At 67.0% G+C, this 20,540-nt stretch carries 17 protein-coding genes; 8 read left to right on the forward strand and 9 right to left on the reverse strand.

The window, feature by feature from the left end:
- Window positions 1–72 precede the first annotated feature (72 nt).
- Window positions 73–1,446 carry a dihydrolipoyl dehydrogenase gene (lpdA, locus tag ACHAA4_RS01160; protein ID WP_435772367.1) on the reverse strand — a complete coding sequence of 458 codons (1,374 nt, stop codon included), beginning with the start codon at window positions 1,444–1,446 and terminating at the stop codon, window positions 73–75.
- A gap of 149 nt (window positions 1,447–1,595) precedes the next feature.
- Window positions 1,596–3,185: a leucyl aminopeptidase gene (locus ACHAA4_RS01165; protein ID WP_435772368.1), complete on the reverse strand. Its 1,590-nt coding sequence runs from the start codon at window positions 3,183–3,185 to the stop codon at window positions 1,596–1,598.
- Between the two features lie 198 nt (window positions 3,186–3,383).
- On the opposite strand from ACHAA4_RS01165, the gene ACHAA4_RS01170 reads away from it, so the two are divergent.
- The 3 genes from ACHAA4_RS01170 to ACHAA4_RS01180 all read left to right on the forward strand — a co-directional run bounded on the left by ACHAA4_RS01170 (window position 3,384) and on the right by ACHAA4_RS01180 (window position 7,650).
- Complete coding sequence (locus tag ACHAA4_RS01170; protein WP_435772369.1) at window positions 3,384–4,598, forward strand: PAC2 family protein; 1,215 nt, start codon at window positions 3,384–3,386, stop codon at window positions 4,596–4,598.
- Window positions 4,599–4,715: 117 nt separating this feature from the next.
- Window positions 4,716–5,987: a DUF4192 family protein gene (locus tag ACHAA4_RS01175; RefSeq protein ID WP_435772370.1), complete on the forward strand. Its 1,272-nt coding sequence runs from the start codon at window positions 4,716–4,718 to the stop codon at window positions 5,985–5,987.
- A gap of 181 nt (window positions 5,988–6,168) precedes the next feature.
- Window positions 6,169–7,650: an RNA polymerase sigma factor gene (locus tag ACHAA4_RS01180; RefSeq protein ID WP_435772967.1), complete on the forward strand. Its 1,482-nt coding sequence runs from the start codon at window positions 6,169–6,171 to the stop codon at window positions 7,648–7,650.
- Window positions 7,651–7,766: 116 nt separating this feature from the next.
- On the opposite strand, the gene ACHAA4_RS01185 is transcribed toward ACHAA4_RS01180, so the two are convergent.
- Window positions 7,767–7,982 (reverse strand): DUF7455 domain-containing protein, encoded by a 216-nt coding sequence (locus tag ACHAA4_RS01185; RefSeq protein WP_106121475.1) that lies wholly within the window; start codon window positions 7,980–7,982, stop codon window positions 7,767–7,769.
- Between the two features lie 230 nt (window positions 7,983–8,212).
- On the opposite strand from ACHAA4_RS01185, the gene ACHAA4_RS01190 reads away from it, so the two are divergent.
- Window positions 8,213–10,294 (forward strand): DNA gyrase/topoisomerase IV subunit B, encoded by a 2,082-nt coding sequence (locus ACHAA4_RS01190; RefSeq protein WP_435772371.1) that lies wholly within the window; start codon window positions 8,213–8,215, stop codon window positions 10,292–10,294.
- Between the two features lie 146 nt (window positions 10,295–10,440).
- A complete protein-coding gene (locus ACHAA4_RS01195) occupies window positions 10,441–11,424 on the forward strand; it encodes a heme o synthase (RefSeq protein ID WP_435772372.1) in 984 nt (327 codons plus the stop codon).
- Here ACHAA4_RS01195 and ACHAA4_RS01200 read toward each other — a convergent pair.
- On the reverse strand, window positions 11,399–11,818 hold the full coding sequence (locus ACHAA4_RS01200) for a hypothetical protein (RefSeq protein ID WP_435772373.1): 420 nt from the start codon (window positions 11,816–11,818) through the stop codon (window positions 11,399–11,401). The two genes, ACHAA4_RS01195 and ACHAA4_RS01200, sit on opposite strands and share 26 nt — an antisense overlap.
- 242 nt (window positions 11,819–12,060) lie before the next feature.
- Complete coding sequence (locus ACHAA4_RS01205) at window positions 12,061–12,591, reverse strand: pyruvoyl-dependent arginine decarboxylase (protein WP_435772374.1); 531 nt, start codon at window positions 12,589–12,591, stop codon at window positions 12,061–12,063.
- Between the two features lie 424 nt (window positions 12,592–13,015).
- Here ACHAA4_RS01205 and ACHAA4_RS01210 point away from each other — a divergent pair, with 424 nt between their 5' ends.
- Entirely contained in the window at window positions 13,016–13,828 is an 813-nt protein-coding gene (locus ACHAA4_RS01210) for an ANTAR domain-containing protein (RefSeq protein WP_435772375.1), read from the forward strand.
- A 39-nt stretch (window positions 13,829–13,867) separates the two neighbouring features.
- On the opposite strand, the gene ACHAA4_RS01215 is transcribed toward ACHAA4_RS01210, so the two are convergent.
- Together ACHAA4_RS01215 and ACHAA4_RS01220 are read right to left on the reverse strand one after the other, a co-directional pair.
- Entirely contained in the window at window positions 13,868–14,641 is a 774-nt protein-coding gene (locus tag ACHAA4_RS01215) for an IMPACT family protein (RefSeq protein ID WP_435772376.1), read from the reverse strand.
- Window positions 14,642–14,693: 52 nt separating this feature from the next.
- Window positions 14,694–15,893 (reverse strand): sigma-54-dependent transcriptional regulator family protein, encoded by a 1,200-nt coding sequence (locus ACHAA4_RS01220; RefSeq protein WP_435772377.1) that lies wholly within the window; start codon window positions 15,891–15,893, stop codon window positions 14,694–14,696.
- A gap of 212 nt (window positions 15,894–16,105) precedes the next feature.
- Between ACHAA4_RS01220 and adh the strand changes: the two genes are divergently transcribed.
- A complete protein-coding gene (gene adh / locus ACHAA4_RS01225) occupies window positions 16,106–17,629 on the forward strand; it encodes an aldehyde dehydrogenase (protein ID WP_435772378.1) in 1,524 nt (507 codons plus the stop codon).
- 33 nt (window positions 17,630–17,662) lie between these two features.
- A complete protein-coding gene (locus ACHAA4_RS01230) occupies window positions 17,663–18,052 on the forward strand; it encodes a DUF779 domain-containing protein (RefSeq protein ID WP_435772379.1) in 390 nt (129 codons plus the stop codon).
- Window positions 18,053–18,085: 33 nt separating this feature from the next.
- Here ACHAA4_RS01230 and gdhA read toward each other — a convergent pair whose 3' ends face one another.
- Both gdhA and ACHAA4_RS01240 read right to left on the reverse strand, forming a co-directional pair.
- The gene (gene gdhA / locus ACHAA4_RS01235; protein WP_435772380.1) at window positions 18,086–19,444 is read right to left on the reverse strand and encodes an NADP-specific glutamate dehydrogenase; all 1,359 of its coding nucleotides are present in this window, start codon (window positions 19,442–19,444) and stop codon (window positions 18,086–18,088) included.
- 150 nt (window positions 19,445–19,594) lie between these two features.
- Complete coding sequence (locus ACHAA4_RS01240; RefSeq protein ID WP_435772381.1) at window positions 19,595–20,539, reverse strand: sugar ABC transporter permease; 945 nt, start codon at window positions 20,537–20,539, stop codon at window positions 19,595–19,597.
- Window position 20,540: the final 1 nt, after the last annotated feature.

The following is a 20,540-nucleotide window of genomic DNA, read 5'->3' on the forward strand; positions in this document are numbered from 1 at the left end:
CTGGAACATTTATCTCTACGGGCGGTTCTGAGTGGGCCCCGGAGATGATCCGGGAAATGCGGGAGGTGCCGATCAGCCGTGCAGCGGGTGGCCGAAGAGTGCCATGGCAGCCTCACCCATGGCTTCGTTCTGCGTGGGGTGTGCGTGGAGCAGGGTCGCGACGTCCTCGGGGTAGGCCTCCCAGTTCACGATCAGCTGGGCTTCACCCACCTGCTCGCTGATGCGGGTGCCGATCCCGTGGACTCCGACGATCGGGCCGTTCTTGACCCCGACCATCTTGATCAGGCCACCGGTGCCCAGGATGGAGGACTTGCCGTTGCCCGCGAGGTTGTACTCGGTGATCTCGATCTGATCCTTGCCGTACTTCTCCTCGGCGGCGGGCTGGGTGTAGCCCACGGACATGATCTCCGGCTCGCAGTAGGTGACCTTCGGGATGTTGATGTCTTCGACGATCATCGGCTTGTTCCCGGCGATCTCCTCGGCCACGAAGATGCCCTGCTGGTAGCCCCGGTGGGCCAGCTGCAGACCCGGGACGATGTCGCCGATCGCGTAGATGCTGCCGACGCCGGTGTGCAGCCGCTCGTCGGTGATCACGAAGCCGCGGTCCAGGGTGATGCCTGCGTCCTCGAAACCGAAGCCCTCGGTGACGGGTCCGCGGCCGACGGCGACGAGGCAGATCTCAGCCTCGAAGGTCTTGCCGTCCTCGAGCGTGACCTTGACGCCGTCGTCGGTCTCTTTGACCTCGTTGAAGAAGGTGCCGGTGTTGAAGGTGATGCCGCGCTTCTTGAAGCTGCGCTCAAGCTGCTTGACGATCGAGGGATCCTCGTTGGGCACCAGTGAGGGCAGGCCCTCGATGATCGTGACCTCGGTGCCGAAGGAGGTCCAGGCGGAGGCGAGCTCGCAGCCGATGACGCCGCCGCCGAGCACGATGGCCGACTTCGGGGTGTAGTCGAGCTCGAGGGCCTCGGTGGAGGTGATGATCTTCTTGCTCAGCGGCAGACCGAAGGTCTTCGAGGTCGAGCCGGTGGCCAGCACGATGTTCTTGCCGGTGTAGCGGGTGCCGTCGACCTCGATCTCGTTCTCCGAGACCAGCTTGCCCTCGCCGGAGATCACGGTGACCTTGCGCATCTTGAGCAGACCGGTCAGGCCCTTGAACTTCCCGGCGACGATGCCGTCCTTGTATTCGCGGACCTTGGCCATGTCCACGCCTTCGAAGTTCATCTTCACGCCGTACTTCTCCGAGCTGCGCGCCTCGTCGGCGAGCTCAGCGGAGTGCAGGTACGCCTTGGTCGGGATGCAGCCCCAGTGCAGGCAGGTCCCGCCCAGCTTGTCCTTCTCGATGAGGCCCACGGTGAGTCCGTGCTGGACTGAGCGAAGCGCGGCCGCATAGCCGGCGCTGCCTCCTCCGAGGACGAGTACGTCGAATTCCTGAGGCTGGTCGGCCACGGTCATTGCTCCCTTGCATTGAGTGAGACGTGAAGATCATTGTTCGGTCTGGAAGAGCTCCCCGGCAGGCGGTGATGCCCCCCGAGGAGCCTCTCCCAGGTGTTCACTGCGTTCAGCCTATCGCTTGTGCGCAGGCATCAGCCACTGGATCAGCGGCTCAGGCCCTCGAGGTAGCTGATCAGTGTGCGGACCATCACGCCGGTGCCCGATTTCGGGGTGTAGCCGTAGGCGCCCTTCTCGTTGAAGGCCGGACCTGCGATGTCCAGGTGGGCCCACGGGATGCGGGTGGTCTCGGGGTCCAGCGGGTCGGTGGGGGCGCCGGTGCGGTCCCCGACGAACTCGCGCAGGAAGGCTGCGGCGTTCATCATGCCGCCGAAGCGATCGCCGAGGTTCGTGAGATCGGCCACCTCGGAGTCGAAGCCGGAGCGGGCCTCCTCCGGGATCGGCATCGGCCAGACGCTCTCGCCGGCTTCCTTCGAGGCCATGACCAGGGCTTCGCGCAGCTCATCGTTGCCCATGACGCCGGTGGTGCGCACGCCGAGTGCGATCATCTGTGCGCCGGTGAGCGTGGCGACGTCGATGATGGCGTCGGGCTGCTCCGCGGAGGCCGCGACGATCCCGTCCGCCAGGACCAGGCGGCCCTCGGCATCGGTGTTCAGCACCTCCACGGTCTTGCCTCCGTGGATGGTGATGACGTCCTCGGGGCGCTGCGCGGTGTCCGAGGGCATGTTCTCGGCCAGGCAGAGCCAACCGGTGACCTTGACCGGCAGGTTCAGGTCCGCGACCGCCCGGACGACGGCGGCGACCGTGGCGGCGCCGCCCATGTCCAGCTTCATGGTCGTCATCGCGGCGGCAGGCTTGAGCGAGAGCCCGCCGGAGTCGAAGGTGATCCCCTTGCCGACCAGCGCGATGTGCGCGACCGGCTTGGCGGGGGAGTGCTCCATGCGGACCAGCCGCGGCTTGCGCGAGGACCCGCCGCCGACGCCGAGGATGCCGCCGAAGCCGTCGCGGGCCAGCTCCTTCTCACCCCAGACCTTGATCTTGAGCTTCGCGGCCCGGGCTGTGCCGCCCTGCTGGGCCGGGGCCTTGGTCCGGTCACCGAGCTCGGCGACGATGTCGGCGAAGCTCTCCGGGTAGAGGTGGCTCGGCGGAGTGTTCACCAGGTCACGGGTGGCGCGCACCGCGGAGCCGACGACGGCGGCCCGGTCGATCACCGGACGGGTCGCCTTGTCCTTGAGCTCGGTGAGCACCTGGATGTCGCTGACCGGGGTGGCCGTGCGGGCCTCCTCGGAGCTGCGGAAGTGGTTGAAGGAGTAGGCGCCGATGGCGGCTCCTTCGGCGATGGCCCCGACCTGCTCCACCGAGGCCGAGGGCAGTGCCAGGGCCACGGAGTCGATGCTGCCAAGTTGGCGCACGGCGGAACCGGCTGCCCGGCGCAGCGCCTCGAGGGTGATGCCGCCGGTGGCCTCGCCGGTCAGCGGTCCCACACCGATGAGCACGAGGGTCTCGGACTTGAAGCCGTCCATCCCGGGCAGGCGGAGCAGCTGATCGGCCGCTCCGGTGGCCCCCAGCGCCTTCAGCGAGTCCGCGACACCCTTCGCAGCGTCGTCGGCGAGCGGGTTCGGGAGCAGGATGGGTCCCTGCGGCCCCTTGGCGACACCGAGCACCAGGGCGTCGGTGTCGGTCTTCTCCACCGGGGTGGAGACGGCTGAGAGGCGGGGCTGGAAGTCGTGGATCACAGTGGTCCTGTCTGATTCCGTGGGTGGTGGAATCGGGATATGTCGTCTTGGTTGTTCTTGATAATCGATCCTAACCACATTCACCACGGGAATGTCCGCAGGTGGCATCCTGTTGTGTATACGACTCACCGAGATGCCGTCGCGGCCCCAGGGCCTGCGGCGCAGCTCGAACCCCATATCGGAAAGAGGACCCCTCAGGTGAAGGACCCCCTGGATCTGCTGCATGTCCATCCCGCAGCCGATGGAAGCGACGAGTCGGACGCTTCCATCAACCTCGGCGCCCAGGACGGGCGTGAGTCCAGCGTGAGCGCAGAAGGCGGCGCCCTGGTGCTGCGCGGCGACCAGTCGCCCGCGGATCGGCTGAGCCTGCTCGTCTCCTGGTCCGGGCACACCGACGCGGGCAGCCTCAGCGAGCAGCTCTCCGAGTCGCTGCTCGGTACTCTGCCGCACCGGAGGCTCGCAAGCTTCGACGTCGACGAGCTCTTCGACTACCGGTCCCGCCGTCCGCAGATCACCTTCACCGACAACCGGTTCAGCAATTTCGAGGCACCCTCGCTGGAGCTCTACGAGGTGCGCGACGCCCTGGGCCGCCCCTTCCTGTTCCTCACCGGGGATGAGCCCGACTACCAGTGGGAACGCGTGTCCACGGCGGTGCTGCAGCTCGTGGACCGGCTCGACGTGAAGCTCGTCGTGCTGGTGGACGCGCTGGGCCTGCCCACCCCGCACACCCGCCCCATCGGGGTCACCGCGCACGGCAACCGCGAGGACCTCATCGACGGCATCTCCACCTGGGGCCCCAGCGCCCAGATCGAGGCCGGCCTGAGCCAGTTCCTGGAGCTGCGGGTCGCCGAGGCCGATCGGGACGTGGTGGGCTATACCCTGCACGTTCCGCACTACCTCGCCGGGGGGCGCTTCCCGCACGTGGCGGTGTCCGCGCTCGAGTACGCCGGTGCGGCGCTGGAGCTGATGCTTCCCACCGATGAGCTGCGCGAGTCCTCCCGGATGGTGGAGCAGGACATCTCCCGCCAGGTGGCGCAGAACTCTGAGATCCAAGGCATGGTCGACCGGCTCGAACGCAACTTCGACGAGTACGCCACCCCGCAGCAGCGCTCGCTGCTGGTCAAGGACGACGACGCCGTGCCCGACGCCGAAGAGCTCGGCGCCGCCGTGGAGGCCTACCTCCGACATCACGATCCGGCGGCCGACGCCGAAGCGGCACGCACCGGAGCGATCCAGGACCTGCTCGGAGATTCACTGAAGGACCCAGCGGGAGACTCAGGCACCGCCGCGGCGCCCGAATCCGGACCAGACGGCGCTGCGCCGGACGGCGATGCCCACGATGTTCCCGAGGACGCTCCGACGGAAGCTCCGGAGCACCCGGAGTCCGATCCGGAAGAGCACGACCGCCCCTAGCAGGAGCACGCGCTCCTCGTCTTCCCCAGAAGCCGCCGACCAGATCCCGGTCGGCGGCTTCTGCACAGTCGGGATTCCCAGTGTCCAGCCGCCCATCGAGTCCCGCAGTCTGGCTCCATGGACGCACATACTCCCGCACAGCACCTCTCCCAGGCTCCGGCGCAGAGCGCGCCCGCTCCGATCGGCGAGGCTCAGGGCCCGCTCTCGATCCAGGACCCCGGGGACTGCATGGCCCTGGTGCGCCACACCTTCGGACGCCTGCCGCAGCAGTCCCTCATCGTCATCGGCCTGCTTCAGGGCTACACCGGCGGGCATATGCGCATCGACCTGCAACCGGCACTGAGGGATCCGTTCACCTCCGCCCGGCTCGTCGCAGACTGCCTGGCGGGGGAGGGATCCTGTCCGACCCCCGAGGCGGCCCTCGTGGTGCTGATCGGCGACGACCCCGTCAGCCCCGAGCAGGACGAGCAGTGGCGTGCCTGTCTGGATGCGCTGACCATGATGCTGGACTCTGAGTATTGCGTCCGGATCGTACAGACCTGGTTCGTCTCTGGAGATCACGTCCGTGACCCGCTCTGCACAGACCTCGGCTGCTGCGACCTTCCGGGCCGCCACCTCTCGGATCTGAGGGTCCCGAACCTGGGCGGACCGCTGGGCGCCGGTCCAGGCCGTGAGGCCCCGCCGCTGGACCGGGCGGCCGACACGTTTCTCGCCGGTGCACCCGCCGCCGACCCGGCGCTCATCGCGCACCTGGCGGAATCCCGCCGAGACCATCCCCAGCGGCAGGATAAGCACGCGCCGCGAGGCCTCCTGCACGCCTGGGACCTGGCGCTGCGGCAGCAGCTCAACCCCACACCGGACTCCGGCGGTGACTCGGTGGAGCCCGCAGCACAGGCGGAGCGGCTCACCATGCTCCTCGGGCAGCTGCGCACCGGGTTCGGTCGCGACCTGCTGATCCCGCTGGCCACCTTGAGCATCGACCATGCGCTGCTCGGGCTGCACCTCGATGAGCGTGCAGGGGAGGAACCCGTGGATCCAGTCGAAGAGGTGATGCTGCAGGACTACGCGAAGTCGTTCTTCGGCGAGACGGGGCGCCGCCCAGACTGGCCCCGTGTGGACGCGCTGGAAGCGGTGCTGCGTGAACTGGTGCCCTACGCCCACGGTGCCGAACGGGAGAACCTGCTGTGTCTGATGGGATGGATCGAATGGGTGAGGGGCCGCGGCAGCGCGGCGGGCTCCTTCGTGGACCGGTGCCTTGCGGAGTTCCCGGACAATGGCTTCAGCCAGGTCATCGAGTCGCTGATGCAGTTCAAGGGCGTCTGCCTCTGGGCGCGGGTCAAGCAGCACAGCTGGTCGTGGTCCAGGAACTCCATGACGGGTCCCGATTAGCCGAAGAAAAACGCTCAGATTGGGAATGCGGGCGGAACAGGCTATGTTGTCAACCATTGAGACCCTGCAACCATCGAGGGATCACACCCGTCCGGGGAGCTGTTGACAGCTCCTCATCCGAGTATGATTTCCGAAATGGCCTTGACAGGGTCATAGGTGTGTTGACCGACAAGTTCATCGCATCTGCATCACATGTCTAAGTCGGAAGGTCACCGTGCCCACTACTGCGTCCAAGTCCACCGAAGAGAACGCGGCCGCTGCAGAGGCTGAGAAGAAGACGCCCGCCAAGAAGAGCACTGCAGCTCGCAGCACCGCCGCGAAGTCCACTGCGGCGAAGAAGAGCCCCGCCTCTTCCACCTCTAAGGCGCCCGCCAAGAAGGCCCCGGCCGCCAAGACCACTGCGGCGAAATCGACGACCGCCAAGACCACCGCGGCGAAGACCGCAGCAGAGAAGAAGGCCGCTGCCGAGTCGATCGACAAGGCGCCTGCGAAGAAGACCGGAGGCCGCAAGAAGGCCGCCGATCCGGTCGACGAGGTCCTCGCGGAGGTCGATGCCGAGGAGAAGGCGGCACCCACCGCGGCGCTGGAGAAGGCCGTGGCGAAGGCCGTGGCCGATGGAGAAGACCCCGAAGCCATCACCGAGGAGTCCGTCAAGGCCAAGGAGGGTGAGGAAGAAGAGTCCAAGGGGCGCGGCTTCGTCATCTCCAACGCCGACGAGGATGACGCCCCGGCGATCCAGGTGGTCTCCGCCGGCGCCACCGCTGACCCCGTCAAGGACTACCTCAAGCAGATCGGCAAGGTCGCGCTGCTCAACGCCGAACAGGAGGTCGACCTCGCGCTGCGCATCGAGGCCGGGCTCTTCGCCGAGCACAAGCTGAACAACCAGAAGATCACCGATCGCCGGCTGCGCCGGGACCTCGAGCTCGTGGTCGCCGACGGCAAGCGCGCCAAGAACCACCTGCTCGAAGCCAACCTGCGCCTGGTCGTCTCCCTGGCCAAGCGGTACACCGGTCGCGGGATGCTCTTCCTGGACCTGATCCAGGAAGGCAACCTCGGTCTGATCCGCGCGGTGGAGAAGTTTGACTACACCAAGGGCTTCAAGTTCTCGACCTACGCCACCTGGTGGATCCGCCAGGCGATCACCCGCGCCATGGCTGACCAGGCGCGCACCATCCGCATCCCCGTGCACATGGTGGAGGTCATCAACAAGCTCGCCCGTGTGCAGCGCCAGATGCTCCAGGACCTGGGCCGCGAGCCCACCCCGGAGGAGCTGGCGCAGGAGCTCGACATGACCCCGGAGAAGGTCGTCGAGGTGCAGAAGTACGGCCGCGAGCCGATCTCGCTGCACACCCCGCTCGGCGAGGACGGCGACTCCGAGTTCGGTGACCTCATCGAAGACTCCGAGGCTGTCGTTCCCTCGGACGCGGTGAGCTTCACGCTTCTGCAGGAACAGCTGCACTCGGTCCTGGACACCCTCGCCGAGCGCGAAGCCGGAGTGGTGGCCATGCGATTCGGCCTCACCGATGGCCAGCCGAAGACCCTCGACGAGATCGGCAAGGTCTACGGCGTCACGCGCGAGCGGATCCGCCAGATCGAGTCCAAGACCATGTCGAAGCTGCGTCACCCGAGCCGCTCACAGGTGCTGCGCGACTACCTCGACTGAGTCCCCGCTCCACTGAGCGCCTCTGTCCGTCGAAGCACAGCAGAGCTTCGGCGGACATGGAAAAAGGGTGCGGCCCGGATTTCTCCGGGCCGCACCCTTTCTCGTCTGCTTCCGCGCTACTTGGCGGTCACGAGGCGATCTGATTCATCGATCCACTCGATGGTCTTGGGTCGCAGTGAATCTTCGACCTGCCGGCCATGATGATTGCAGAAGAGCAGAACGCCGGATGAGAGCGCCGCTCGCACGTAAGCCTGCGCGCCGCAGCGGTCGCAACGGTCAAGGGCAGTCAAGGTGGTGGGCTGGTTTTCCACGGTGCCAGTTGTGCCGGTCATGCTCTTCGCCTCCTCAGGTCAATTCTCCAGAGCTCCTGCAGCCGGGAGGACCCGACTGAAGATCTCTTGGTGTTCCATAGAACCACGAACCGGGCCGTTTCATTCGCAGCCGCTGCGTGAAACCGCCGTGCTTTCGCTGTGCGCGTACCGACTGCGGCGCTTCTGCGAGGCCACGGGGCCCGACCCCACTACGATGACAATGATTCACCACCACCACAGGAGGACACTGCGTGGCCAAGCGCTCGGAGTATGACGCCCGGCATCTGTCGGTGCTCGAAGGTCTCGAAGCCGTCCGCAAACGTCCCGGGATGTACATCGGTTCCACCGACTCCCGCGGACTCATGCACTGCCTCTGGGAGATCATCGACAACTCCGTGGACGAGGCACTCGCCGGCCACGCCTCCACCATCAACATCACCCTGTACCCCGACGATTCGGTCGAGGTCAGCGACGACGGTCGCGGCATCCCCGTGGACATCGAACCCCGGACCGGGCTCTCCGGGCTGGAAGTCGTCTTCACCAAGCTTCACGCAGGCGGCAAATTCGGCGGCGGCTCCTACAACGCTGTGGGCGGACTCCACGGCGTCGGCGCCTCGGTGGTCAACGCGCTCTCGGCGCGCCTCGACGCCCAGGTGACCCGCGGCGGGAAGGTCCACCAGCTCTCCTTCCGCCGGGGTGAGCCAGGGGTCTTCTCCGGCTCCCGCCCCGACCCGGAGGCGCAGTTCACCCCCGCCCTGGACGGCTCCCCGCTGGACATCATCGGGAAGGCCAAGCGCGGGGTCACCGGCACCACCATCCGCTACTGGTCCGACCGGCAGATCTTCACCTCCGACGCCGGCTTCAACGACGTCGAGATCGCCAACCGTGCCCGGCAGACCGCGTTCCTGGTCCCGGGGCTGCGCATCACCGTCCGTGACGAACGTGGGTCGGAGCCCCTGGAGGAGGTCTTCCAGTACGACGGCGGCATCAGCGAGTTCGCCGATCACCTGGCCTCTGACGCCTCGGTCACCGACATCTGGCGGATCCAGGGGCACGGGAAGTTCACTGAGCGGATCCCGGTGCTCGCCGCCGACGGCCGCAGCCACATGGAGGACGTGGAGCGCGACTGCGAGGTGGACATCGCGCTGCGCTGGGGGATCGGCTATGAGACCACCGTGCGCAGCTTCGTGAACATCATCGCCACCCCCAAGGGCGGCACCCACCTGACCGGTTTCGAGCAGGCTCTGCTGAAGTCACTGCGCAAGACGGTGGATGCCAATTCGCGCAAGCTCAAGGCAGGCAGCGACAAGCTGGAGAAGGACGACGTGCTCGCAGGACTCACCGCAGTGGTGACGGTCCGCATCGCCGAACCGCAGTTCGAGGGACAGACCAAAGAGATCCTCGGCACCCCCGCGGCCCGCCAGATCGTCTCCAAGGTGGTCAGCAAGGAGCTGGAGACCCGCTTGAGCTCCACCAAGCGCGGGGACAAGCAGCAGTCCACCGCGGTGCTGGAGAAGGTCGTCGCTGAGATGAAATCCCGCATCTCGGCTCGGATGCACAAGGAGACCCAGCGTCGGAAGAATGCGCTGGAGACCTCGTCCATGCCGGCGAAGCTCGTGGAATGCAGGTCCAAGGGAGTGGCCGAGACAGAGCTGTTCATCGTGGAGGGCGACTCGGCCCTGGGGACCGCGAAGCTGGCCCGCTCCTCCGACTTCCAGGCGCTGCTGCCGATCCGCGGCAAGATCCTCAACGTCCAGAAGGCCTCCGTGGCGGACATGCTCTCGAACACCGAGTGCGCCGCCCTGCTGCAGGTCATCGGCGCAGGATCTGGCCGCTCCTTCGACATCGAGGCCGCACGGTACGGCAAGGTCGTGCTGATGACCGACGCCGACGTCGACGGCGCCCATATCCGGACCCTGCTGCTGACCCTCTTCTTCCGCTATATGCGCCCCATGATCGAAGCGGGGCGGGTCTTCGCCGCAGTGCCCCCTCTGCACCGAGTGGAGGTCATCCACCAAGGACGCAAGGCCAATGAGGTCAAGTACACCTACTCCGAGGCGGAGCTGAACCGGCTGCTGGGGCAGCTCGAGCAGGAGGGGCTGAACTACAAGGAACCGATCCAGCGCTACAAGGGTCTCGGTGAGATGGATGCCGACCAGCTCTCCGAGACGACCATGGATCCGCAGCATCGCGCGCTGCGCCGGATTCGGGTGCAGGACGCCGAGGCCGCCGAACGGGTGTTCGACCTGCTGATGGGCTCCGTGGTGGCCCCGCGCAAGGACTTCATCATCGAAGGGTCCCAGGCTCTGGACCGCGACCGCATCGACGCCTGAGCCTGCAGGCGCGGTCCACGACCCGCTATTTCTACCTCGTGTAGAAATAATTCGTCGAACAGGCCGGTTGGCCCTCATGACCCCGCTGACGACCGGTACACTGAACGACGACGACGAGTGCACCTCGACCCCCTGTGAGCTGAGACGTGACCCAAGAGACTTCTGTCGCCCCAACCGGCGATTCCGCAGCGCGTGCAGCTTCTGCTGCCCAAGGCGCGGAGGCGGCGCAGCCTCGATGGCGTCGCAAGGCGGCCGCCTACTGGTCGCTCACCAAGCCTCGCGTCATTGAGCTGCTTCTGGTCACCACCCTGCCCACGATGTTCTTCGCTCAACAGGGAGTCCCCGACTTCTGGCTCGCACTGGCCACCTTGGTCGGTGGTGCGATGGCCGCGGGGTCCGCCGGAGCCTTCAACTGCTATATCGATCGCGATATGGACAAGCTGATGAACCGGACCAAGAAGCGTCCGCTGGTCACCGGTGAGCTCAGCCCCCGCGAGGCGCTGATCTTCGCCTCAGTGCTGGGTGCCGCCGCGATCGCCGTCCTCTGGTTCGGGACCAATCCGCTGGCCGCAGGTCTCGGCGCGGCCGCGATCTTCTTCTACGTCGTCGTCTACACGATGATCCTCAAGCGCCGTACCGAGCAGAACATCATCTGGGGCGGCATCGCCGGGTGCTTCCCGGTGGTCATCGCCTGGGCCGCGGTCCGCGAGACGCTGGAATGGCCGGCAGTGGTGCTCTTCGTGATCATCTTCCTCTGGACCCCGCCGCACTACTGGCCGCTCTCGATGAAGTACCGGACCGACTACCAGACCGCGGATGTGCCGATGCTCGGCGCCGTCGCCACCGCCCGAACGGTCTCAGTCCAGGTGGTGCTCTACGCCTGGGCCACCGTGATGTGCTCGCTGCTGCTGATCCCGATGGGCTGGGCGGGCATCACCTACACCGCCTTCGCGCTGGCCTCGGGGGCATGGTTCATCTACGAGGCCCACGTGCTGCACCGGCAGGCCGAGAACGGGACCCTCACGGACAAGAAGGCCATGAAGGTCTTCCACCTCTCGATCCTCTACCTCACCCTGCTCTTCATCGGACTCTGGATCGACCCCTTCATCGGGTCTCCCCTGATGAGCTGATCCTGGCGGTCCTGACCGACTGGTTCTCCCGACGCCACGCGCTGATGCGCTCCGGAAGGAGGATCCCCGCCGGCTCGTCCCCATCCAGCACCAGCAGAGGCCGGGAGGTGTCCAGCACCGAACTGACCAGGAGCTCTCGGATGGGGGTGCTGCGCTGCACGGTGTGATCACCTGCTCGAGCCAGGCCGACGCAGCGGCGCCTCGCCCAGCCCTGCGGGTCCTGCTGCTGCACCGCGACCAGATCCACACGTGTGATGAGCCCGACGGCCCGGTAGGACAGGTTCAGGACCACGGCCGGGTCGGACTCCTCGAGGACCTGCGCGGCATCGGCCAGTGACCGGGTGCCCAGGATGGTGGCACCAAGCGGTGCCATGATGTCTCCGATGTCGGTCATGGCCACACTCCTCTGGGGGTAGTGGCGTGCTGTCTCTGACCCGGATGCGACCGGCGTGTGGAGAGTGTTCGATGTGGAAGCCGCGAAGTCATGCGGCGCGCCTGCAGTGGGTGGACCATGTCTGCTCCTGAGGGAGTGATCAGGTGAGCCCACTGCTGAACTCGTTTCTCAGTCTAGCCACAGACGAGACGCCCGGGAACCCGTCGAGAGCCTCGAACCGCAATCCCGGCGCCCGGGGCTCCTCAATCCTCGTCCACCTGCGGGTAGGTGTAGTTCATGAAGCACAGCGCGGCCAGTGCAGTTCCATAGGCCTTGGTGGGGACGATCGTCTCGACGATGTAGCGGATGTCGCGCAGCTCCAGGTGCTCGTAGCCGTTGAAGTAGAGCTCGTCGAGCATGTCGCGCAGGTGCGGCCTGACGTCTTCCTCGGCCATCCCCCCGCCGAACTCGCACACCAGTCCGCCCTGCTTCTCGCCGTTCTCATCATGGAGCACTCCGTAGATGATCCCCGCGGTGGCGCGTTCCCCGGGGCCGCAGGAGTGCTGGGCCACGATGGACTCCATCACCTCGCCGTGAGCGATGGCGTCGCGGCCCGGGTAGTCCTTCATGACCGCGCTCTTGGGCAGGATCGAGCTGTACGTCATGATGTTGGCCATCTCGATCCCAGCGTCGTGAAGGGCCAGGTGGAACGACCCCGCGTGGATCGTCACGTCGCTCTCACCCTTTCCCTTCGTCTCGAAGTAGTCACAGGGGATGCGGTTGCCAAATTTCATAGATCTGCTCCAAAGGTCGGGTCCGTCGGTCGCGGGGGACGGTGATCGCCGGTCGGCGCTGCACCTCCCCGAGATCCGCCTTCGCTGATGTCCAGGGGCGCCCCTGGAACGGCAGGGGCGCGTTGCTACGGTGCGTTGACCACGCTAAACGGAGAGTCGGGCCCGGCGTCACAGTGGTGGGCGAACCCCCGCAGGGACTACGGGGGAACCCCCGTGATTCCCCGTGGTGTGGTCTCTGCCGCGCCAGACCGCGCGGTGCCGGATCTGTCTCGTGGGAGCTATCGGACCAGGTCAGAGTGTGCGAGGAACGGCTCCCACTGGTGCCTCGGGCAGGAGAGGGCGGATCCTGCGGACGTGTCATGCGGTTTCAAGTAAACTTGTGGCGTCGCTGAGGGCGGCGCCCCCGTCGGAGCGGAGATGACCTATGAGCACAGAGCCCAAGCTGAACGAACAGTATCTGGACACCGACAACGTGGACAACGTCGACGACGCCGTCTTGGACGCCATCGACACCGAGGCCGCAGACGTCGACGTCTCGGCCGATCTGCAGGTCCTGCTCGAACAGGACAGCGACATCTCGAGCTTTCTCCAGGGTCTGGCCCAGGTCTCGGCCGAGCGATTCAGCGGGACCCAGCCGGTGCTGTGCAGCATCATCCTGGATCGGACCAAGCGCAACGTCGTGGTGGCCGCCAGCAGTCCGGAGGCTGCCCGCCTGGACGAGGTCCAGGCAGGCTTTGACGAAGGACCCTGCCTGGAGGCGCAGCGAACCAATACCGTGATCAGCGTGGCGGATGTGCGCTCGGAGCGGCGCTGGCCGGGCTACATGGCCGCAGTGCGGGAGTTCGGCATGCGCAGCGTGCTCGCCCTGCCGCTGACTCTGCAGTCGGAGGCCGCGGCGGCGATGAACCTCTACACCAGCACGCCGGAGGCGTTCGGTCCCGCGGAGATCGACGCCGCCCGGCGCTACGCCGAACTCGCCTCCAAGGTCGGGGTGATCGCGCTGCGTATGGCGGCGTACTCGGAGAACGTGGAGCACCTCCAGGCCGCCATGGAGTCCCGCACGGCGATCGACATCGCCGTCGGCGTGGTCATGGGACAGAACCGCTGCAGCCAGGAGGAGGCCTTCGCCATCCTGCGCAAGGCGTCGAGCCATCGCAATGTGAAGCTGCGCGTGCTCGCCGAGGAGCTGGTGGCCTCGGTCGGGCGTCAGTCGGCATCCACCGTCTTCGACACCTGAGCCGCTCTGGCCGGTCTCAGCGCTGGCCCGGGCCGATCCTCACCGTGTGCGGTCCTGGTCCATCCAGCGCTGGCCCGCCGCCTCTGGGGTCACCGATCCGGCACTGAGCGCCGCGATCCGACGGTGCAGATCCGCGAGGTCCGCTTCAGTGTCGGGCACCGAGAGTCGGATCCGCGCCTCGGTGCCGTCCGCACTGTAGTCGGTTGCGGTTACAGCGGTGCCGAGGCCGCGAAGCTCATTCTCCCAGCGGCCCGCCTCACTGATGGGGGCCGGCACCTCGAAGAGCCGCATCGGCACCCGGCTTCGCAGCTGACCCTGCTCGCGAGCATGGGTCAGCGCCCCGGTCACCGAGTCTGAATAGGCGCTGACCAGGCCACCTGGTCCGAGCAAGGTGCCGCCGAACCAGCGCAGCACCACGGCGGTGACATCACTGAGATCGGCTTCGCCGCCTGGCATCTCTGTCTTCAGCAGCGCGGCGAGGATCGGCGCGCCCGCGGTGCCGGAGGGCTCGCCGTCGTCCTGGGCTCGTTGGATCCGCCGTTCGGCACCGATGACCCAGCCGCTGCAATGGTGCCGCGCATCGGGGTGTGCCCGGCGCAGCTGCTCGACCCAGGACTCTGCCTCGACGTCGCTCTCAGCACGGAACAGGTGGGCACGGAACCGGGAGCGTCGACGCTCGATCTCATGGGTGATCTCGGCGGCCGGACTCAGCACCGTGTAGGGCCGGCCGTGCCTGGGAGGGTCTGCCTCGGCTGAACCGGCTGAACCGGCTGAACCGGCTGAACTGGCTGAACTGGCGGAGAATGCGGACATGACTGACGAGTCTACGACCCCGCGTGCGAGCTTCGCGCAGGGTCGGCGGATCCTAGAGGCAGCTTCGGGCGACCAGCGCCGCTCGACGCGGGCTTTCCATCGGCAGCAGACGCAGCGCCGTCCTGATCGCCTCCTGGTCATCGGTGGCCTCGGGCAGCTGCAGGTACCGCCACAGCTCGTCCGCGGTGCCGTCGGAGAGCACCGCCTCGCGCAGCACCGCCGAGAGCTCTCGCTGGACCCGCAGGACCCCTGGAGCCTCGCTACCCGGCAGCAGCTGGCCGCGGTAGAGATCCAGCGCCCGGCCCCGATCCCCGACGGTGAGCGCCTCGTACGCCTCCCACGCGTCAAGTCGCACGGGAGCGCTGAGCCGGTAGGGGCGGGAGAGCAGGTCGATGCCGGGGGAGCGGTGCTTGGCCAGCAGGCGACGCAGCCTGACCAGCTCGGCCCGGACGGCCACCGCATGGTGGGCCTCGCCGTAGAGCAGCTCGGACAGCTCCTCCGCGGTGAGCCCGCGCTCGGCACCACGATCCGCCCGCCATCCCAGCAGAACCAGGATCTCCGCATGGCGCAGACCCAGCTGCTGCGCAGCGTCGGAGCTGCCCAGGACTGCCGGGCCGGGCCCGAGGGTGGTCAGCGTGGGCTGGGCAGCCTGGGTGTTGAACCCGGGGTGGAGCTTCAGCTCCGTCTCAGCTGCGGAGACCGCGGCGAGCAGCAGCGGCAGTGAATGCACCGCCACTGCCTGGGCATCTCCGGTCAGGTCCACCACGCCCAGGAGGCGCCCCGTGGAGGGGTCACGGACCGGCACCGCGGAGCAGGAGAATCGATGCGCGGCGTAGGAGAAGTGCTGTTCCCGGTGCACCTGGGCGCCACGACCGGTGGCCAGTGCAAGGCCGGGGGCGGAGGTCCCGATCGCGGTCTCGGACCAGTTCGCCCCAGGTTGGAAGGCCGAGCGCTCCGCCTGGCGCAGCGTCTCGCGGGCACCTTCGACCCAGAGGAGTCGTCCTTCGGCGTCGCCTATGGCCACGATCAGCCCCGCCTCGGTCGCGGGTTCGATGAGCAGTCGCTGCAGCACCGGCAGCACCAGCCGCAGCGGGTGGCTCCTGCGGTACTCGCGCAGCGCGGCGTCGTCGAACTCGATGGGCGGCAACGCGCTGAGCGGGTCCCGGACGCCTCCGGCGGAGCGAAGCCAAGATTCGCGCAGCGCATGAGGCAGCGCTGTCCAGGTCTTCGGCTCAGTGGGCAGAGCCTCCATCGACACTCCTTCGACGCTTCCTCGGATAAGAGGTGGCCAGTTCGGCGCACAACGGGTGACTGTGCGCTGGCTCACAGTCTAACCATGCAACGCCGGTGCAACCTGGGTGCTTCTATGGTGGGCTCATGTGAGGCACATCACAGCGTCGACCGGTGGATCTTCGGGACTCGGAGCGGATCGGTGACGCGCGAAGCTAGGGGAAGGAACCCACGATGACCATCTACGCACAGCCCGGAGCCGACGGGGCGCTCGTGAACTGGAAGTCTCGTTACGAGAACTACATCGGGGGAGAGTGGGTCGCGCCGGTCGGCGGCGAATATTTCGAGAATCCCTCCCCGGTCACCGGAAAGAGCTTCACCGAGATTCCCCGGTCGAAGGCCGAGGACATCGAGCTTGCCCTCGACGCCGCTCACCGGGCCGCGCCAGCCTGGGGCAAGACCTCCGTAGCTGAGCGGGCCGTGGTGTTGAACAAGATCGCGGACCGGATCGAGGAGAACCTCGAGATGCTCGCGGTGGCCGAGACCTGGGAGAACGGCAAGCCGGTCCGCGAGACGCTCGCCGCGGACCTGCCACTGGCAGTCGATCACTTCCGCTACTTCGCCGGCGCGATCAGGGCGCAGGAGGGCGGGATCAGCGAGATCGACGGCGACACGGTCGCCTACCACTTCAACGAACCGCTCGGTGTGGTGGGACAGATCATTCCATGGAACTTCCCGATCCTGATGGCCGTCTGGAAGCTGGCCCCGGCGCTCTCCGCCGGCAACGCCGTGGTGCTCAAGCCTGCGGAACAGACTCCCACGTCGATCCTGCTGCTGATGGAGGTCATCGGAGACCTGCTGCCGGCCGGGGTGCTCAACGTGGTGAACGGCTTCGGCGCCGAGGCTGGTGCCCCGCTGGCCTCCAGCCCCCGGATTCGCAAGATCGCCTTCACCGGTGAGACCACCACCGGCCGGCTGATCATGCAGTACGCCTCGCAGAACCTCATCCCGATGACCCTGGAGCTCGGCGGCAAGAGCCCGAACCTCTTCTTCGAAGACGTCGCCCGGGCCGATGACGCGTTCTACGACAAGGCGCTCGAGGGCTTCACGATGTTTGCGCTGAACCAGGGCGAAGTCTGCACCTGCCCCTCGCGTGCGCTGATCCAGTCCAGCATCTACGACGAGTTCCTCGAGAAGGCCGTGGCGCGGACGAAGCTGGTCAAGCAGGGAAACCCGCTGGACACCGACACCCAGGTCGGCGCCCAGGCCAGCAATGATCAGCTGGAGAAGATCCTGAGCTACATCGACATCGGTCAGCAGGAGGGCGCGGAGGTCCTCACCGGCGGAAACCGGGTGGATCTGGGCGGGGACCTCTCCGAGGGGTACTACGTGGAGCCGACCATCTTCAAGGGCCAGAACTCCATGCGGATCTTCCAGGAGGAGATCTTCGGTCCGGTGGTCTCGGTCACCGAGTTCAAGGACTATGCCGAAGCCATCGAGATCGCCAATGACACCCTCTACGGCCTTGGTGCCGGGGTCTGGTCCCGTGAAGCGAACATCGCCTACCGGGCGGGCCGGGACATCCAGGCCGGGCGCGTCTGGACCAACTGCTATCACCAGTACCCGGCGCATGCCGCCTTCGGGGGGTACAAGAACTCCGGGATAGGTCGCGAGAACCACCTGATGATGCTCTCGCACTACCAGCAGACCAAGAACATGCTGGTGAGCTACAGCGAGGACAAGCTCGGGTTCTTCTAGGCAGAGCTGCAGGGAGAGGAGCATGATGGAGCCATGAGTACTTCACGGATCGCCGTCACCGACGCGGCCGCCGAGCTGCTGCGTCAGCTGCGCGACAGTCACGCCCAGCCGCTGATGTTCCACCAGTCAGGAGGATGCTGCGACGGCTCGGCTCCGATGTGCTTCACCCAGGGAACCTTCCTGACCGGCCCGGCGGACGTGCTGCTGGGCCGGCTGGAGCCTGGGACCCCGGAGCCGGTGCCGGTCTGGATCTCGCAGGCGCAGTTCCAGTACTGGTCGCACACGCACATCACCATCGACGTCGCACCGGGCCGGGGAGCCGGATTCAGCATCGAGGGGCCCACCGGGAACCGGTTCATCGTCCGCTCGCGGCTGTTCAGCGATGAGGAGACCGCGGCGCTCGCCCCGGTGACCACCGGCTGAGGAGGTGCACCCTGCGGGCCGTTCCGAGTCTGCTCAGATGACGCCCTGAGCGATCATCGCGTCGGCCACCTGGGTGAACCCGGCGATGTTCGCCCCGGCGACGTAGTCTCCGGGGACCCCGTACTCCTCCGCGGTGCCGGCGCAGCGGGCATGGATGTTCTCCATGATCTCCGCGAGCCGAGACTCGGTGTACTCGAAGGTCCAGGAGTCGCGGATCGAGTTCTGCTGCATCTCCAGCGCCGAGGTCGCCACGCCGCCGGCGTTGGCGGCCTTGCCGGGTCCGAACAGCGCGCCGGCCTCGCGGAGCCGATCGATGGCCGCCGGTGTGGTGGGCATGTTGGCGCCCTCGACCACCGCCTTCACTCCGGCCTTGAGCAGGAGCCGCGCGTCGTCGTCGTTGAGCTCGTTCTGCGTGGCGCAGGGCAGTGCGACGTCGATGTCGTGCTTCTCCGCGACCGCCCAGACCGGCCTGGCCTCGATGAACTCCGCGGAGCCGCGCCGGTCGGCGTATTCGCTGATCCGTCCGCGCTGGACCTGCTTGATCTCGCGCAGCAGCTCCAGGTCGATGCCGTCCGGATCGTGAACTGCGCCGGAGGAGTCCGAGGCGCCCACCACGAGTCCGCCCAGGGCGTGGATCTTCTCGATGGCGTAGAACGCGACGTTGCCGGATCCGGAGACCAGCACCTTGGAGCCGTCGAGGGACCGACCCGAGACGCCGAGCATGTGTTCGGTGAAGAACGCCGCCCCGTAGCCGGTGGCCTCGGTGCGCACCAGGGACCCGCCCCAGGACGTGCCCTTGCCGGTGATCACCCCGGCCTCGTAGCGGTTGGCGATGCGCTTGTACTGGCCGAAGAGGTAGCCGATCTCGCGGCGACCCACGCCGATGTCACCGGCCGGGACGTCCACCGAGGAGCCGATGTGCCGGTAGGCCTCGGTCATGAAGGACTGGCAGAAGCGCATGATCTCGCCGTCGCTGCGCCCCTTGGGGTTGAAGTCGCTGCCGCCCTTGCCGCCGCCGATGGGCAGCCCGGTCAGCGCGTTCTTGAAGATCTGCTCGAAGCCCAGGAACTTCACCGTGCCGAGCATCACCGAGGGGTCGAAGCGCAGTCCGCCCTTATAGGGTCCCAGCGCGGAGTTGAACTGCACCCGGAAGCCGCGGTTGATGTGGACCCGGCCGGTGTCATCGGTCCAGGGGATGCGGAAGATGATCTGCCGCTCCGGCTCACAGATCCGCTCCAGGATCGATTCCTCGACATACTCGGGGAACTTGGTGAGCACCCGGCCGAGAGAGTCGAAGACCTCCCTGACCGCCTGATGAAACTCATGCTCCCCAGGATTTCGCGCGATGACCTGGTCATACACCGTGGCGATGCGCTGGCTGCTGGGGCTCATGGTTCCTTCCTCGACGATCGCGCGCCCGGTCCGGACGGCGGAACCCACCCTAGTTCACGGCCCGGGGACGGCCTCCCGGCTCGCATGCTGTGAGACCCCGTTCCAGCTCAGTCGGTGGGGAGCAGTTCCCAGTCCTGCCTCAGGCCTGGCTCACTTCACGCTGCCGGCGACCAGGCCCGAGACGATGTAGCGCTGCAGCGCCAGGAACAGGGCCACCGGAATGATCGCCGCGAGGACCGCCCCGGCCGCGAAGATCGACCAGTTCTGCGACGTCTCCTGAGAGATGAACTGGTAGAGACCGACCGCGAGGGTCTGCTTCTCCGGGTCGCGCAGCAGCACCGAGGCGATCACGAACTCGCTCAGCGTGGCCACCAGGGACAGCAGCGCGACCACGGCCAGGATCGGGGAGACCAGCGGGAGGATGATCGTGAAGAAGATCCGGGCGTGACCGGCGCCGTCGATCCTGGCCGCCTCATCGATGGAGACCGGGATCGTGTTGAAGAACCCGTACATCAGATAGGTGTTCACGCCCAGGGCTCCGCCGAGGTAGACCATGATGAGTCCGATCTGGCTGTTCAGCCCGATGGCCGGGAAGATCTCCCCGATCGAGAGCATCAGCAGGAAGATCGCCACCATGGCCAGCAGCTGCGGGAACATCTGCACCAACAGGATCGTGATCAGCCCGAAGCGGCGTCCGGTGAAGCGCATCCGGGAGAAGGCATAGGCGGCCAGGGCGCCGAGCATCACGCTGCCCGCGGAGGCACTGAACCCGATGAAGAGCGTATTGACATACCAGGCCGCGAACGGCTGCTGCGGGCGGTTGAACAGATCCACATAGCTGCGCAGGCTCAGATTGCCGAACAAGGTGTTCGCTGTGATCAGGGTCCCGCCGGGGTTCAGCGATGCCGAGAACACATAGACCAGCGGGAACGCCGCGAAGATGACGACGGCGACGCCGACCAGGTGCCGCCAGCCAGTCTGGGCGAACCAGCGACGGAACGGCCGGGGCCGGGCGGCTGGGCGTCGGTCGGCAGTCTGGCGGGCAGTCTGGTCGGCGGCTGAGCGGCGTGTGGGCGTGCGCAGTGACTGAGCCATC

The organism is Nesterenkonia maliinae, assembly GCF_051262655.1.
Classification (GTDB): domain Bacteria; phylum Actinomycetota; class Actinomycetes; order Actinomycetales; family Micrococcaceae; genus Nesterenkonia.